At 39.8% G+C, this 13,877-nt stretch carries 16 protein-coding genes and 2 other annotated features (1 of these 18 cut by a window edge); of the genes, 15 read left to right on the top strand and 1 reads right to left on the bottom strand.

Translation table 11 applies throughout. From position 1 onward, the window contains the following. Positions 1-152: a binding site (T-box leader), on the top strand (it extends 67 nt beyond the left edge of the window). 186 nt (positions 153-338) lie between these two features. The 15 genes from epsC to rpoB all read left to right on the top strand — a co-directional run bounded on the left by epsC (position 339) and on the right by rpoB (position 13,432). Further along, positions 339-989 (top strand): serine O-acetyltransferase EpsC, encoded by a 651-nt coding sequence (epsC, locus tag MY533_RS21460; RefSeq protein ID WP_132362659.1) that lies wholly within the window; start codon positions 339-341, stop codon positions 987-989. Beyond that, the gene (gene cysS, locus MY533_RS21455; RefSeq protein ID WP_248717493.1) at positions 986-2,386 is read left to right on the top strand and encodes a cysteine--tRNA ligase; all 1,401 of its coding nucleotides are present in this window, start codon (positions 986-988) and stop codon (positions 2,384-2,386) included. The genes epsC and cysS overlap by 4 nt, the downstream gene beginning before the upstream one ends. Continuing rightward, on the top strand, positions 2,371-2,811 hold the full coding sequence (locus MY533_RS21450; protein WP_132362663.1) for a Mini-ribonuclease 3: 441 nt from the start codon (positions 2,371-2,373) through the stop codon (positions 2,809-2,811). Before cysS ends, MY533_RS21450 begins: the two co-directional genes overlap by 16 nt. After that, positions 2,811-3,563, top strand: coding sequence for a 23S rRNA (guanosine(2251)-2'-O)-methyltransferase RlmB (rlmB, locus tag MY533_RS21445; protein ID WP_132362665.1), 753 nt, complete (start codon positions 2,811-2,813; stop codon positions 3,561-3,563). The genes MY533_RS21450 and rlmB overlap by 1 nt, the downstream gene beginning before the upstream one ends. Before the next feature lie 2 nt (positions 3,564-3,565). Further along, positions 3,566-4,078, top strand: coding sequence for an NYN domain-containing protein (locus tag MY533_RS21440; RefSeq protein ID WP_248719271.1), 513 nt, complete (start codon positions 3,566-3,568; stop codon positions 4,076-4,078). 68 nt (positions 4,079-4,146) lie between these two features. Next, complete coding sequence (sigH, locus tag MY533_RS21435; protein WP_049662792.1) at positions 4,147-4,794, top strand: RNA polymerase sporulation sigma factor SigH; 648 nt, start codon at positions 4,147-4,149, stop codon at positions 4,792-4,794. Positions 4,795-4,870: 76 nt separating this feature from the next. Beyond that, complete coding sequence (gene rpmG, locus MY533_RS21430; protein ID WP_132362667.1) at positions 4,871-5,017, top strand: 50S ribosomal protein L33; 147 nt, start codon at positions 4,871-4,873, stop codon at positions 5,015-5,017. 48 nt (positions 5,018-5,065) lie between these two features. After that, positions 5,066-5,251, top strand: a complete 186-nt coding sequence (gene secE, locus MY533_RS21425; protein WP_053596042.1) for a preprotein translocase subunit SecE — start codon at positions 5,066-5,068, stop codon at positions 5,249-5,251. A 516-nt stretch (positions 5,252-5,767) separates the two neighbouring features. Further along, positions 5,768-6,301, top strand: coding sequence for a transcription termination/antitermination protein NusG (gene nusG, locus MY533_RS21420; protein WP_049662801.1), 534 nt, complete (start codon positions 5,768-5,770; stop codon positions 6,299-6,301). Positions 6,302-6,526: 225 nt separating this feature from the next. Further along, positions 6,527-6,952: a 50S ribosomal protein L11 gene (rplK, locus tag MY533_RS21415; RefSeq protein ID WP_004233593.1), complete on the top strand. Its 426-nt coding sequence runs from the start codon at positions 6,527-6,529 to the stop codon at positions 6,950-6,952. A gap of 122 nt (positions 6,953-7,074) precedes the next feature. Further along, positions 7,075-7,773 (top strand): 50S ribosomal protein L1, encoded by a 699-nt coding sequence (rplA, locus tag MY533_RS21410; protein WP_132362669.1) that lies wholly within the window; start codon positions 7,075-7,077, stop codon positions 7,771-7,773. A 54-nt stretch (positions 7,774-7,827) separates the two neighbouring features. Then, positions 7,828-7,974 (top strand) — a sequence feature (ribosomal protein L10 leader region). A gap of 32 nt (positions 7,975-8,006) precedes the next feature. Then, the gene (gene rplJ, locus MY533_RS21405; protein WP_068986555.1) at positions 8,007-8,507 is read left to right on the top strand and encodes a 50S ribosomal protein L10; all 501 of its coding nucleotides are present in this window, start codon (positions 8,007-8,009) and stop codon (positions 8,505-8,507) included. Between the two features lie 68 nt (positions 8,508-8,575). Beyond that, positions 8,576-8,935, top strand: a complete 360-nt coding sequence (gene rplL / locus MY533_RS21400) for a 50S ribosomal protein L7/L12 (RefSeq protein ID WP_132362671.1) — start codon at positions 8,576-8,578, stop codon at positions 8,933-8,935. Between the two features lie 76 nt (positions 8,936-9,011). Then, positions 9,012-9,614: a class I SAM-dependent methyltransferase gene (locus MY533_RS21395; protein WP_248717492.1), complete on the top strand. Its 603-nt coding sequence runs from the start codon at positions 9,012-9,014 to the stop codon at positions 9,612-9,614. A 242-nt stretch (positions 9,615-9,856) separates the two neighbouring features. Then, a complete protein-coding gene (gene rpoB / locus MY533_RS21390) occupies positions 9,857-13,432 on the top strand; it encodes a DNA-directed RNA polymerase subunit beta (protein WP_248717491.1) in 3,576 nt (1,191 codons plus the stop codon). Positions 13,433-13,544: 112 nt separating this feature from the next. On the opposite strand, the gene MY533_RS22220 is transcribed toward rpoB, so the two are convergent. After that, on the bottom strand, positions 13,545-13,667 hold the full coding sequence (locus MY533_RS22220; protein WP_256469489.1) for a hypothetical protein: 123 nt from the start codon (positions 13,665-13,667) through the stop codon (positions 13,545-13,547). Between the last annotated feature and the right edge of the window lie 210 nt (positions 13,668-13,877).

The raw sequence follows: 13,877 nt of genomic DNA, 5'->3' as shown, positions 1-13,877 counted from the left end.
TGGTCTGAGCCAAGGCAAAACTGAAATGCACCTTTGAGCATAAAGCTGAACAACGAGTAGGCTTTATCGATTCGTTCCCGTTACAGAACGTCCAAAGTGGAAGGCATACGCCTTCAATCAGAGTGGAACCGCGCAAATTTAGCGTCTCTGTCATTCCTTTTTGGGATGATAGGGGCGCTTTTTTATTTTCTGGACAGGTGACTTGAAGCGATGGATGCGTCGGATTCTACTTCACTGACTCTGCGGTGAGATCAACGTCAGCTATAATATTTCAATGGCCAGGGATGCAAGAGGTTGTGTGGAATTAAAGCAGATCAAAACGAAAAGGGGGAGCTTTTGTGTTTAAAAGAATGAAGGAAGATGTAGAAACAATTTTTGAGAATGATCCAGCGGCGCGTAGTGTATTCGAAGTTATATTAACATATTCAGGTTTGCACGCTACTTGGTCACATCGAGTTGCCCATTGGTTCTTTAAAAAGCGTTTTTATTTTATAGCCCGTGCCATTTCACAAATTAGTCGCTTCTTTACTGGAATTGAAATTCATCCTGGAGCGAAAATCGGTCGCCGTTTCTTTATTGACCATGGGATGGGCGTTGTAATTGGTGAAACATGTGAGATCGGTGATAATGTAACGTTGTATCAAGGTGTAACTTTAGGTGGTACAGGAAAAGAAAAGGGGAAACGCCATCCGACGTTAGAGGATAATGTACTAGTTGCGACAGGTGCAAAAGTGTTAGGTTCTATTACAATTGGTGAAAATAGTAAAATTGGTGCAGGCTCGGTTGTCTTAAAAGAAGTGCCACCAAATGCTACAGTTGTCGGTATTCCTGGTAAAATAGTGATTAAGGATGGCGTTCGTCTAGAGAAAAAACTAGACCACCAAAATATACCTGACCCTGTAGAAGAACGTTGTCAAGCTTTCGAGAAGCAGATTGCAGCATTGAATCAGAAAATCGAGCGCTTACAAAAGGAGAGAGAAACACAATGAGTATTCAAATTTTCAACTCATTAACACGACAAAAGGAAACTTTCGTACCGCTGGAAGACGGCAAAGTAAAAATGTACGTTTGCGGTCCGACAGTTTATAACTACATTCATATTGGAAATTCACGACCTGTAATTGTCTACGATACAGTACGTCGTTATTTCCAATACAAAGGCTATGATGTGAAATTTGTTTCAAATTTTACAGATGTGGACGACAAAATTATTAAGGCTGCAAATGAACTTGGAGAAGAAGTTCATGAATTAACAGAGCGCTTTATTGCCGCATACTTTGAAGATGTTTCAGCGCTAGGTTGCAAGAAAGCAGATGTACATCCGCGTGTAACAGAGCATATGGATGATATCATTCAATTTATTCAAGTTTTAGTCGATAAGGGCTATGCTTATGAATCAGCTGGTGATGTCTATTACCGAACTCGTAAATTTAATGGTTACGGTAAATTATCTCACCAATCGGTGGATGATTTAAAAATTGGTGCTCGTATAGAAGCAGGCGAGAAAAAAGATGACGCGTTAGATTTCGCTCTATGGAAAGCTGTAAAACCAGGTGAAATTTACTGGGAAAGTCCTTGGGGCAAAGGACGTCCGGGTTGGCATATTGAGTGCTCTGTAATGGCGCGTGAGCATTTAGGAGATACTATTGATATTCATGCTGGTGGGCAAGATTTAACATTCCCGCATCACGAAAATGAAATTGCACAATCAGAAGCTCATAATGATAAAACATTTGCGCGTTATTGGATGCACAATGGATATATTAATATTGATAATGAAAAAATGTCGAAATCCCTTGGTAATTTTATACTCGTTAATGATATTCGCAAACAAATTGACCCACAAGTTTTACGCTTCTTTATGCTTTCTGTGCATTATCGTCATCCGATTAACTTTGCGAAGGATTTAGTAGATGCAGCAGCAAATGGATTAGAACGAATTCGTACTGCCTACAATAATGTGAAACACCGTTTAACAGCAACTGCGAGCTTAGGTGATCACTCAGAAGAATGGCTTAAAAAAATTGCTGAACAAAAAGCTCACTTTGAAGAAGCGATGGATGATGACTTTAATACAGCCAATGCCATTTCTGTATTATTCGAATTAGCGCGTATCGCAAATATTTATCTAAATGAAACGAATACTGATGAAAAAGTATTAGTAAGTTTTACTGAAACTTTTGAGGTGTTAGGTGACGTCTTAGGTATTGAATTTGTAAAAGAAGAAGAACTATTAGACGAAGAAATTGAAGCACTGTTACAGGAACGTGTAGATGCACGTAAAAATCGTGACTTTGCTCGTTCGGATGAAATTCGTGACCATTTGCAAGCGCAAGGTATCATTTTAGAAGATACGCGACAAGGAACTAGATGGAAACGAGGGTAAGTAACTTGGATAAACTCCGCAACGAAGATGTTAAGCAATTGAATGCATTAGCGTTAGCCTATATGGGAGACGCAGTTTTAGAACAAAAGATACGAGAGCATTTATTACGTGCTGGCCGTGTCAAACCTAACACACTTCATAGAGAAGCGACACGTTACGTATCGGCTAAAGCACAATCTATGATTGTACATCGAATGATGGATGAAGGCTTTTTAACAGAGGAGGAGTTGGCTGTGTTCCGTCGTGGACGCAATGCCAAATCCGGCTCTGTGCCTAAAAATACAGATATTCAAACATACCGTAATAGCTCAGGCTTTGAGGCTGTGCTAGGTAGTTTATATTTATTAAATGAATTAGAACGCGTTTATGCAATCATTGCATACGCTATTCAAATCATCGAGGAATCAAAAGGAGTGTCGAATTAATGGCAGAGCAAAATGGTGAAATTATTGCCGGTAAAAACCCAGTGTTAGAAGCACTTCGTTCAGGCCGCGATATGAATAAAGTATGGATTGCAGAAGGTGTGAAAAAATCAGGCGTCAATGAACTGTTAGATTTAGCACGAGAACGTGGCGTTATCGTTCAATTTGTCCCGAAAAAAAAGGTGGATCAATTATCAGATGCCAACCACCAAGGAATAGTTGCCTCTGTTGCAGCATATAAATATGCGGAGCTAGAGGATTTATTTGCGGCAGCGGCAAAAAAACAAGAAGATCCATTCTTCTTAATTTTAGATGAGCTAGAAGACCCTCATAATCTGGGCTCTATTATGCGAACTGCTGATGCGATAGGTGCGCATGGTATTATTATTCCGAAGCGCCGTTCTGTGAGTTTGACAGCTGTAGTGGCAAAGGCATCAACTGGAGCAATTGAGCATGTACCTGTCGTTCGTGTTAATAATCTAGCGCAGACGGTAGATGAGCTGAAAGAGCGAGGGGTTTGGATTGCGGGTACAGATGCAAAAGGTTCTGCAGACTATCGTAAAATGGATGCAACATTGCCACTTGCGATTATTATTGGTAGTGAAGGTAAAGGGATGGGCCGCTTATTAAAAGAGAAATGTGACTTTTTATATCATTTACCGATGATTGGGCATGTCACATCACTAAATGCATCAGTAGCTGCTGCACTTTTAATGTACGAAGTGTATCGTAAACGTCAAGAAGCGAATGATTGACGATGAAAAATATTTTGCTTGTTGACGGCTATAATATGATAGGGGCTTGGAAAGAGCTTCGACCATTACGTGATACAAATTTTGAAGATGCCCGTAGGAGATTAATTGAGCTTATGGCTGAGTATAAGGCAGCTATAGGGTGGCGCGTAATTATAGTTTTTGACGCACACCTTGTACCGGGTGTAGAGCAAACTTATTTAGAAAATGATGTCGAAGTCATTTATACACGGAAAAACGAAACAGCAGATGAACGTATCGAGAAAATGACACACGAACTAAAAGCTAGAAATGTACAGATTCACGTTGCAACTTCTGATATGGCAGAGCAAAATGTTATTTTTGGTAATGGTGCTCTTCGAAAATCGGCAAGAGAGCTAGAAATTGATATGGGTATTATCCAACATAAAATTTCTCACGATGTGAAACGAAAACAAGATAGCAAGCCGCCTTCTCGTATAGCACTAAAGCCCGATGTTGCTTTAGCATTCGAAAAATGGCGGCGTGGTTTGAAATGATTGATTGACTCATATTTTCCAATTCCGTTATACTGTTCCTAATTATCTGTTGTAGCTGAGGTGATACCATGTTTAAAAATAGTATTGTACAAGTGACACAAGATTTTGAACGATTCAATGATGAAGAACTTATTGAAATGGTGCATCAAGGTAATACAGATGCGTTGGATTATTTAATTACGAAATACCGTTTGTTAGTGAGAGCGAAGGCTAGATCTTATTTTTTAATTGGTGCAGATAAAGAAGACATTGTGCAAGAGGGCATGATTGGTTTGTATAAAGCTATTCGTGATTTTAAGGGAGATAAGCTTGCTTCTTTTCGAGCATTTGCTGAATTATGTATTACAAGACAAATTATTACGGCTATTAAGACAGCTACAAGACAAAAGCATATACCGCTAAATTCTTATGTTTCTTTGGACAAGCCTATTTTTGATGAGGAGTCAGATCGTACTTTAATGGATGTGTTAACCGGTGCTATTATGGATGATCCGGAAGAATTAATGATTCATAGAGAAGAGTTTGGCTACTTAGAAGAAAAGATGGGTGAGATTTTAAGTGAATTAGAGCTACAAGTGTTAGCACTTTACTTAGACGGGCAATCTTACCATGAAATTTCTGAGAAATTAAATCGCCATGTGAAGTCTATTGACAATGCTTTGCAACGAGTAAAGCGTAAATTAGAGCGACATTTAGTTCTTGAAGAAATGTCTTAGCGGTTGTATACCTTTGTTGACATTGACAAATATAGGTGTTAGTCTTGAAAAGACAAAGTGCCGAAAAGGTGATTATATGGCAAAAAAAGTCGTTCTAAATTGCGAAAAATGCGGATCGAGAAATTATACGTTTCCAGCTAAGGAAGATACAACTGTACGCCTCGAATTAAAGAAATTTTGCTCGCATTGCAATGAACATACAGTGCATAAACAAACGCTATAAAATAATTTGTAAATAGACAGATATGATTGATTCGGAGGTTAGGCTAGAATGGGCAAGATTAAAGGCTTTTTCAGCAATGTAATGTCGGAAATGCGCAAAACAAGCTGGCCAAAAAGTAAAGAACTGACGAAATATACAGTCGTTGTAATTTCAACTGTTGTAATTATGGCTTTATTTTTTGTGTTAGTAGACTTAGGTATTTCATCATTATTCCGCTGGTACTTAGAGTTATAATTTAGTAAATAGCATGTTAATACTTCTGAAATAGCCCGTCATGACAATAAACGGGTTTTTTCGTTTGTTTTATCTTCGCTGAAGATAAAGCCTCCGGCGGATGTCACGGATTTTTAAAGGAATGACTATAAGGATTTAGCCTAAAGTCTTCGCGTCCTGCGAAAACGGCTAACGGACCTGCATCCTGCAGGCCTGGGCACAATTGAAAATCCGGACGCATTGGTTATCTGCGCGAAAGTGAAGCGTCAGCTACAATTACGCCAAGGCGAAATTAAAGAAGTGAACAGCGGTAAAATATTCTCAATTGGATAAGTATGCTACTAGGGATAGTATGAGGGTAGCAATAGATGACTATGCTAGATTTGGTATATATCATCAGGCTTTTGCTAGCTGTTAGCGAAAGCTATGTTTTTCTAATGGGCAGTTTGTGAAAAGAGTAAACAATGCACTTAGCATATCGTGAATCATTTTCACTCTTATTTGTAAGGGAGGGACGGACGAGGAGTCCTAGTAGTTATGGAGAAAAATTGGTATGTTGTTCATACGTATTCAGGGTATGAAAACCGTGTAAAAGCAAACCTAGAGAAACGTGTAGAAACAATGGGTATGCAGGATAAGATTTTCCGTGTTATTGTACCTGAACATGAAGAAACAGAAATGAAGGATGGGAAAAAGCGTACTATGATGCGTAAAGTTTTCCCTGGTTATGTTTTGGTAGAGCTGATTATGACAGATGATTCATGGTATGTTGTTCGTAATACGCCGGGTGTAACTGGCTTTATCGGTTCATCTGGTGGCGGGGCAAAACCGACACCTTTATTGCCTGAAGAAGCGGATCGTCTACTTCAACAAATGGGAATGACTGACAAAATCGTAGAGATTGATATTTCTGTTGGAGAAGCAGTCGAAGTATTAGAAGGGCCATTTGCTCACTTCCAAGGACGTGTTGAAGAAATTGACACTGAAAAAGGAAAAGTCAAAGTTTCTGTCGACATGTTTGGTCGCGAAACAATTATGGAACTAGATTTTGAGCAAATACAAAAAATGTAGTTCTAGTAACTAAAGTACATATGTCTAAGACGTATGTCGCAGATTTTGTTAATTACTACTTGCTTAAAAAAATTAAAAGTGGTATCATTTCTAGGTCAGATTGTCATACTTTGGTTTGACGTCTGCAATGATAATTTTAATGTTATCGGCAATTAGCTGACAGACAGATATTGAGTGGGAGGGGCAACCCAATTACCACATCACGGACTTAAGGAGGTGTGTCTCGTGGCTAAAAAAGTTATTAAAGTTGTTAAACTTCAAATCCCTGCTGGTAAAGCAAACCCAGCTCCACCGGTTGGTCCTGCATTAGGTCAAGCAGGTGTGAACATCATGGGATTCTGTAAAGAATTCAACGCGCGTACTGCAGATCAAGCTGGTCTTATCATTCCGGTTGAAATTTCAGTATTCGAGGACCGTTCATTCACTTTCATTACAAAAACTCCACCTGCAGCAGTACTACTTAAAGTAGCAGCTGGTATCCAATCTGGATCTGGTGAACCAAACCGTAAAAAAGTGGCAACGGTTAAACGTGATAAAGTTCGCGAAATCGCTGAAACTAAAATGCCAGACCTTAACGCTGCTTCAGTAGAAGCTGCTATGTTAATGGTTGAAGGTACTGCACGAAGCATGGGTATTGTTATCGAAGACTAATCCCAGTTTTACTTGATGATGTATTTGTTTTTTGGAAGGTTGCGGAGTTTCTTTGTGAACGCGCAACCTTTATTCGTGGGAGGTAAAATCCGCTATAACCACAATCAAGGAGGAATTATATAATGGCTAAAAAAGGTAAAAAACTGCAAGATGCAGCAAAATTAATCGACCGTAACGCATTATACGGCGCTCAAGAAGCAATCGAACTTGCTCAAAAAACTAGCACAGTGAACTTCGACGCTACTGTAGAAGTTGCTTTCCGTCTAGGAATCGATACTCGTAAAAACGACCAACAAATCCGTGGTGCAGTAGTGTTACCAAACGGTACTGGTAAAACTCAACGCGTATTAGTATTCGCTAAAGGTGAAAAACTTAAAGAAGCTGAAGCTGCTGGTGCTGACTATGTAGGCGATGCAGAATACATCCAAAAAATCCAACAAGGTTGGTTTGATTTCGATGTAATCGTTGCAACTCCTGACATGATGGGTGAAGTTGGTAAACTTGGTCGTGTATTAGGACCTAAAGGTTTAATGCCAAACCCTAAAACTGGTACAGTTACTTTCGATGTAACAAAAGCGATCAACGAAATTAAAGCTGGTAAAGTAGAATACCGTGCTGATAAAGCTGGTATCATCCACGCGCCTATCGGTAAAGCTTCTTTCTCTACAGAAAAATTAGTAGAAAACTTCTTAGCTGTATTTGATGTAGTGCAAAAAGCAAAACCAGCTGCAGCTAAAGGTACTTACATGAAATCTGTAAACGTTACAACTACAATGGGTCCAGCTGTTAAAGTTGATGCTTCAAGCGTAGTAGTAAAATAATTTTATGTAAATCTGTTGACGGCACTGTCTATCTATGATAAGATGGTTGCTGTTGTGAATCATCCATTTGTACCGTAGACAGTAGGAGTGACTTGTCACTTAATGATCCTACCGAGGACAGCGGAATTCGGATTCTTATTTTAAAGATGATGACTTTCAGCCTCTGTGTCTATTTGACCCAGAGGCTTTTCTTTTGTCGGTATAAATGACCCATTCTAATAGGAGGTGTCATCATGAGCAAAGCTATCGAAAACAAACAAGTACAAGTTCAAGAGATTACAGAGAAATTCCAAAACGCTGCTTCTGTAGTAGTTGTGGATTACCGTGGTCTTAACGTTGCGCAAGTAACTGAACTTCGTAAACAACTTCGTGAAGCTGGTGTTGAGTTCAAAGTTTACAAAAACACTTTAACACGTCGTGCTACTGAAGCAGTTGGTCTTGAAGGAATCAATGACGTATTAGTTGGTCCAAACGCAATTGCGTTCTCAAATGAAGATGTTGTAGCTCCTGCTAAAATCATCAACGAGTTCGCTAAGAAAAACGAAGCTTTAGAAATTAAAGCAGGTATTATTGAAGGTACAATCTCATCTGTTGAAGATGTTAAAGCACTTGCAGAACTTCCATCACGCGAAGGTCTTCTTTCTATGCTTTTATCTGTACTTCAAGCTCCAGTGCGCAACTTCGCACTTGCAACAAAAGCTGTTGCAGAACAAAAAGAAGAACAAGGCGCGTAATATACGCCCTATAACTTCCGCGGCCTGACCGCAAAAATAAAACATTATCCAATTAGGAGGAAATTATAATGAATAAAGAGCAAATCTTAGAAGCTATCAAAGCTATGACAGTTCTTGAATTAAACGATTTAGTAAAAGCTATCGAAGAAGAATTCGGTGTAACAGCTGCTGCTCCTGTAGCAGTAGTAGGTGCTGCTGCTGGCGCTGCTGAAGAAAAAACTGAGTTTGACGTAGTATTAGCATCTGCTGGTGCAGAAAAAATCAAAGTAATCAAAGTGGTTCGTGAAATCACTGGTTTAGGTCTTAAAGAAGCTAAAGAAGTAGTAGATAACGCTCCTAAAGCTCTTAAAGAAGGCGTTTCTAAAGATGAAGCTGAACAAATCAAAGCTAAACTTGAAGAAGTTGGCGCATCTGTAGAAGTTAAGTAATCTCGCGTTACTTGTAAACAAAAGGGAAGCTCGTCATTGTGGCGAGCTTTTTTCTTCATTCTGAGGAGGCGTGGAAATGTCAGATCACTATTATACGAGTAAGCCTCAAACCGAGAGTAAACCTCGTCACTGGACATTCAAGTTGTTAGGGCATACGTTTTCCTTTGAAACGGATGCAGGTGTATTTAGTAAAAGCGAAGTAGATTTTGGATCCCGTGTTTTAATAGATGCTTTTCAAATGCCTGATATTGATGGTGCGATTTTTGATGTGGGGTGTGGGTACGGACCAATCGGATTATCGATTGCTAAATCAAACCCAGACCGTACCGTTTTTATGATGGATATCAATGAACGTGCTGTTGCACTCTCGCAAAAAAATGCGCAAGTAAACGGTGTTCAAAATGTACGGATATTTGTGAGTGACGGACTATCGATGGTTGACAATGATGTAAACGCCGCAGCTATTTTAACCAATCCTCCAATTCGCGCAGGAAAGGAAACAATTTTCCGCTTTTACGATGGAGCTTATGATAAGTTAGTGTCATCTGGTGAGCTGTGGGTAGTAATACAGAAGAAACAAGGTGCGCCATCAACGGTAAGTTACTTAGAAGAGAAATTTTCTGAAGTCGATGTTGTGGAGAAGAAAAAAGGGTACTGGATAGTACGCGCGAAAAAATAAGTGAAATATGCATAAATTATTGACTTGACAAATCGGCTATGATAATATGGTAAAATGCAAAAATATTATTTTGAGGTCGTATGCCCTTTTTGAATATGATTGTTATAATGTGGGTATACTTGCCAAGATAAGTTTAGTTAACCGAAAATGAGATCTTTTTGAAGACTCGTTTTCTTTTTGTCTTTCGAAATCATACACTATTTGTATGATTTTGCAAAGACCTAATATCGCTTTATTGAGGGGTGAATGAGTTGACAGGTCAACTAGTTCAGTATGGACAACACCGCCAGCGTAGAAGCTTTGCGCGTATTAACGAGGTGCTTGAGCTTCCAAATCTGATTGAGATTCAAACGGCGTCTTACGAGTGGTTCCTTGAAGAAGGTTTACGTGAAATGTTCCGTGACATTTCGCCGATCGAGGACTTTACAGGCAATCTTTCATTAGAATTCATCGATTATTCATTAGGAGATCCTAAGTATGATGTTGATGAGTGTAAAGAGCGAGATGTTACTTACGCAGCTCCATTACGTGTGAAAGTACGTCTTTACAACAAAGAAACAGACGAAGTGAAAGAACAGGATGTCTTCATGGGTGACTTCCCATTAATGACAGAGACAGGTACGTTCATTATCAATGGTGCTGAACGTGTTATCGTTTCACAATTAGTTCGTTCACCAAGTGTGTATTTCCATGATAAAACTGATAAAAACGGTAAGAAAGGTTTCGGAGCGACAGTTATTCCGAACCGTGGTGCATGGTTAGAATATGAAACTGACGCGAAAGATGTAGTATACGTGCGTATTGATCGTACTCGTAAGCTACCAGTAACAGTGTTACTTCGTGCATTAGGCTTCGGTTCAGACCAAGAAATTATCGATATTATTGGTGATAACGAGTATTTACGTAATACGTTAGAAAAAGATAACTCTGAAAGTACTGAAAAAGCACTTTTAGAAATCTATGAACGTTTACGTCCAGGTGAGCCACCAACAGTTGAAAGTGCGAAGAGTTTATTATACTCTCGTTTCTTCGATGCAAAACGCTATGATTTAGCGAATGTTGGTCGCTACAAAATGAATAAAAAGCTTCATATCAAAAATCGTTTATTTAACCAAACGATTGCTGAAACGCTTGTAGACCCAGAAACAGGCGAAATTTTAGTAGAGAAGGGCACAGTTCTTGATCGTCGTACTTTAGATAAAATCTTACCGTACTTAGAAGATTCATCAAAAGGAATCGGTTACCGCACTTTATCACAAGTTGGCGGGGTACTTGAAGACGATGTAACAATCCAGTCTATTAAAATTTATGCACCAAAAGATGAAGCGCAAAAAGAAATCAATATTATTGGTAATGCGTACATTGATGAAGAAGTGAAGAATATTACGCCTGCTGACGTACTATCTTCAGTAAGTTATTTCTTCAACTTACTTTACCAAGTAGGGGCAACAGATGATATCGACCACTTAGGTAACCGTCGTCTACGCTCTGTTGGTGAGCTTTTACAAAACCAATTCCGTATCGGTTTATCCCGTATGGAACGTGTAGTACGTGAGCGTATGTCTATTAACGATACTGCTGCGATCGTACCACAGCAATTAATTAATATTCGTCCGGTAATTGCGTCAATTAAAGAGTTCTTTGGTAGCTCTCAATTATCGCAATTCATGGACCAAACAAACCCATTGGCAGAGTTAACGCATAAGCGTCGTCTATCTGCATTAGGACCTGGTGGTTTAACACGTGAGCGTGCTGGTTTCGAAGTACGTGACGTTCACTATTCTCACTATGGTCGTATGTGTCCAATCGAGACACCAGAGGGTCCAAACATTGGTTTAATCAACTCTTTATCTTCATTTGCCAAAGTAAATAAATTTGGATTCATTGAAACACCTTATCGTCGTATTGACCATGAAACAGGTCGAGTAACGGATCAAATTGATTACTTAACAGCAGATGAAGAAGATAACTACTATGTAGCACAAGCAAACTCACCATTAAATCCTGATGGTACATTTGCTAAAGACGAAGTAGTAGGTCGTTTCCGTGGGGACAATACAGTATTTAATAAATCGCAAATGGACTACATGGATGTATCTCCTAAACAAGTAGTGTCAGCTGCGACTGCATGTATCCCGTTCTTAGAAAACGATGACTCGAACCGTGCACTTATGGGTGCCAACATGCAACGTCAAGCAGTTCCTCTTCTTAACCCAGAAGCACCATTCGTTGGTACTGGTATGGAACACGTTGATGCGCGTGACTCAGGTGCGGCTGTAGTAGCGAAGTATGATGGTATTGTTGAGCACGTTGAAGCTCGCTCTATCCATGTTCGCCGCATTGAAGTCGTTGACGGTAAAGAGGTAAAAGGCGATTTAACAAAATATAAATTACAAAAATTCATTCGTTCTAACCAAGGTACTTCATACAACCAACGTCCACTTGTAAAAGTTGGCGAACGCGTGAAACCTCGTGACATTTTAGCAGACGGTCCATCTATGGAAAAAGGTGAACTTGCTCTTGGTCGTAACGTACTTGTTGCGTTCATGACTTGGAACGGCTTTAACTATGAGGATGCTGTTATCATGAGCGAACGCCTTGTAAAAGACGATGTTTATACATCTGTTCATATTGAAGAATATGAATCAGAGTCTCGTGATACAAAATTAGGACCTGAAGAAATCACTCGCGATATTCCAAACGTTGGGGAAGATGCACTTCGTAACCTAGATGAACGTGGTATCATTCGCGTTGGTGCGGAAGTTCGTGATGGTGACATTCTTGTAGGTAAAGTAACACCTAAAGGGGTTACAGAATTAACAGCTGAGGAACGCTTATTACATGCTATCTTCGGTGAAAAAGCTCGTGAAGTTCGTGATACTTCATTACGTGTACCACACGGTGCTGGCGGTATTATTCTTGACGTTAAAGTATTTAACCGTGAAGATGGCGATGAATTACCACCAGGTGTTAACCAATTAGTTCGTGCTTACATTGTTCAAAAACGTAAAATTCGCGTAGGGGACAAAATGGCCGGACGTCACGGTAACAAAGGGGTTATCTCTCGTATCTTACCGGAAGAGGATATGCCATTCATGCCAGACGGTACTCCTGTTGATATCATGTTAAACCCACTTGGCGTACCTTCTCGTATGAACATCGGACAAGTTTTAGAACTACACTTAGGTATGGCTTCTCGTTACTTAGGCGTTCATATGGCAACTCCAGTATTTGATGGTGCCAACGAGGAAGATGTTTGGGAAACAATGGAAGAAGCGGGTATGAACCGTGACGGTAAAACAATCCTGTATGATGGACGTTCAGGTGAACCATTCGATAACCGTGTATCAGTTGGTGTCATGTACATGATCAAACTTGCTCACATGGTTGATGATAAACTTCACGCTCGTTCAACAGGTCCTTATTCACTTGTTACTCAACAGCCGCTTGGTGGTAAAGCACAGTTCGGTGGACAACGTTTTGGTGAGATGGAAGTATGGGCACTTGAAGCATACGGTGCTGCTTACACACTTCAAGAAATCTTAACAGTTAAATCTGATGACGTTGTTGGTCGTGTGAAAACATACGAAGCAATCGTTAAAGGTGAAAGTGTACCAGAGCCAGGTGTTCCTGAATCATTCAAAGTATTGATTAAAGAACTTCAATCTCTTGGTATGGATGTCAAAATGTTAACAGTTAATGATGAAGAGGTAGAACTTCGCGACTTAGACGAAGAAGATGATCTTCAACCAGCTGACGCACTTAACATTGCACCACAGCAAGATACAGAAGAAGAGCCAGTAGAGTCTTTTGAATAATGAAAAACGTTAGTTCACAGCTTTGTGAACACGGTCAAAGTTATTTTTCAAATTAGTCGGGCAGGATTTAACGCCCTGTCCGGCTTTTTCTTTTAACTTCTTTCAGCAGAAGTCAAAATGCTTGTAGCTGACGCTTCGCTTTCGCTACAAAAAACACTTGCTGAACAGAGGAACTCAGTCTAAGAACGCCACTTCCTGTGGCAACGACTGAGTGACCAACATCACGTTGGCCCAAAGCCTCCGGCGGATGTCACGGAATCGGAATTCTTAGGGGATGTTAGCCTAAAACCATCGCATCCATGCGATAACGGCTAACTGACCTGCATCGTGCAGGCCTAACCACAAAGCCGATTCCGGACACAATTATGCCGAGGCATAATTGATTAAATCATTCTATTTTTAATCTTTTGCTAAAGAGACATGATTCTTGCAAACGATTATCGAG

The sequence above is a fragment of the Lysinibacillus sp. Ag94 genome, from assembly GCF_023242215.1.
GTDB lineage: Bacteria > Bacillota > Bacilli > Bacillales_A > Planococcaceae > Lysinibacillus.
The sequence above is the reverse complement of the archived record's forward strand: the minus strand, read 5'-3'. Positions and strand labels throughout refer to the sequence as shown.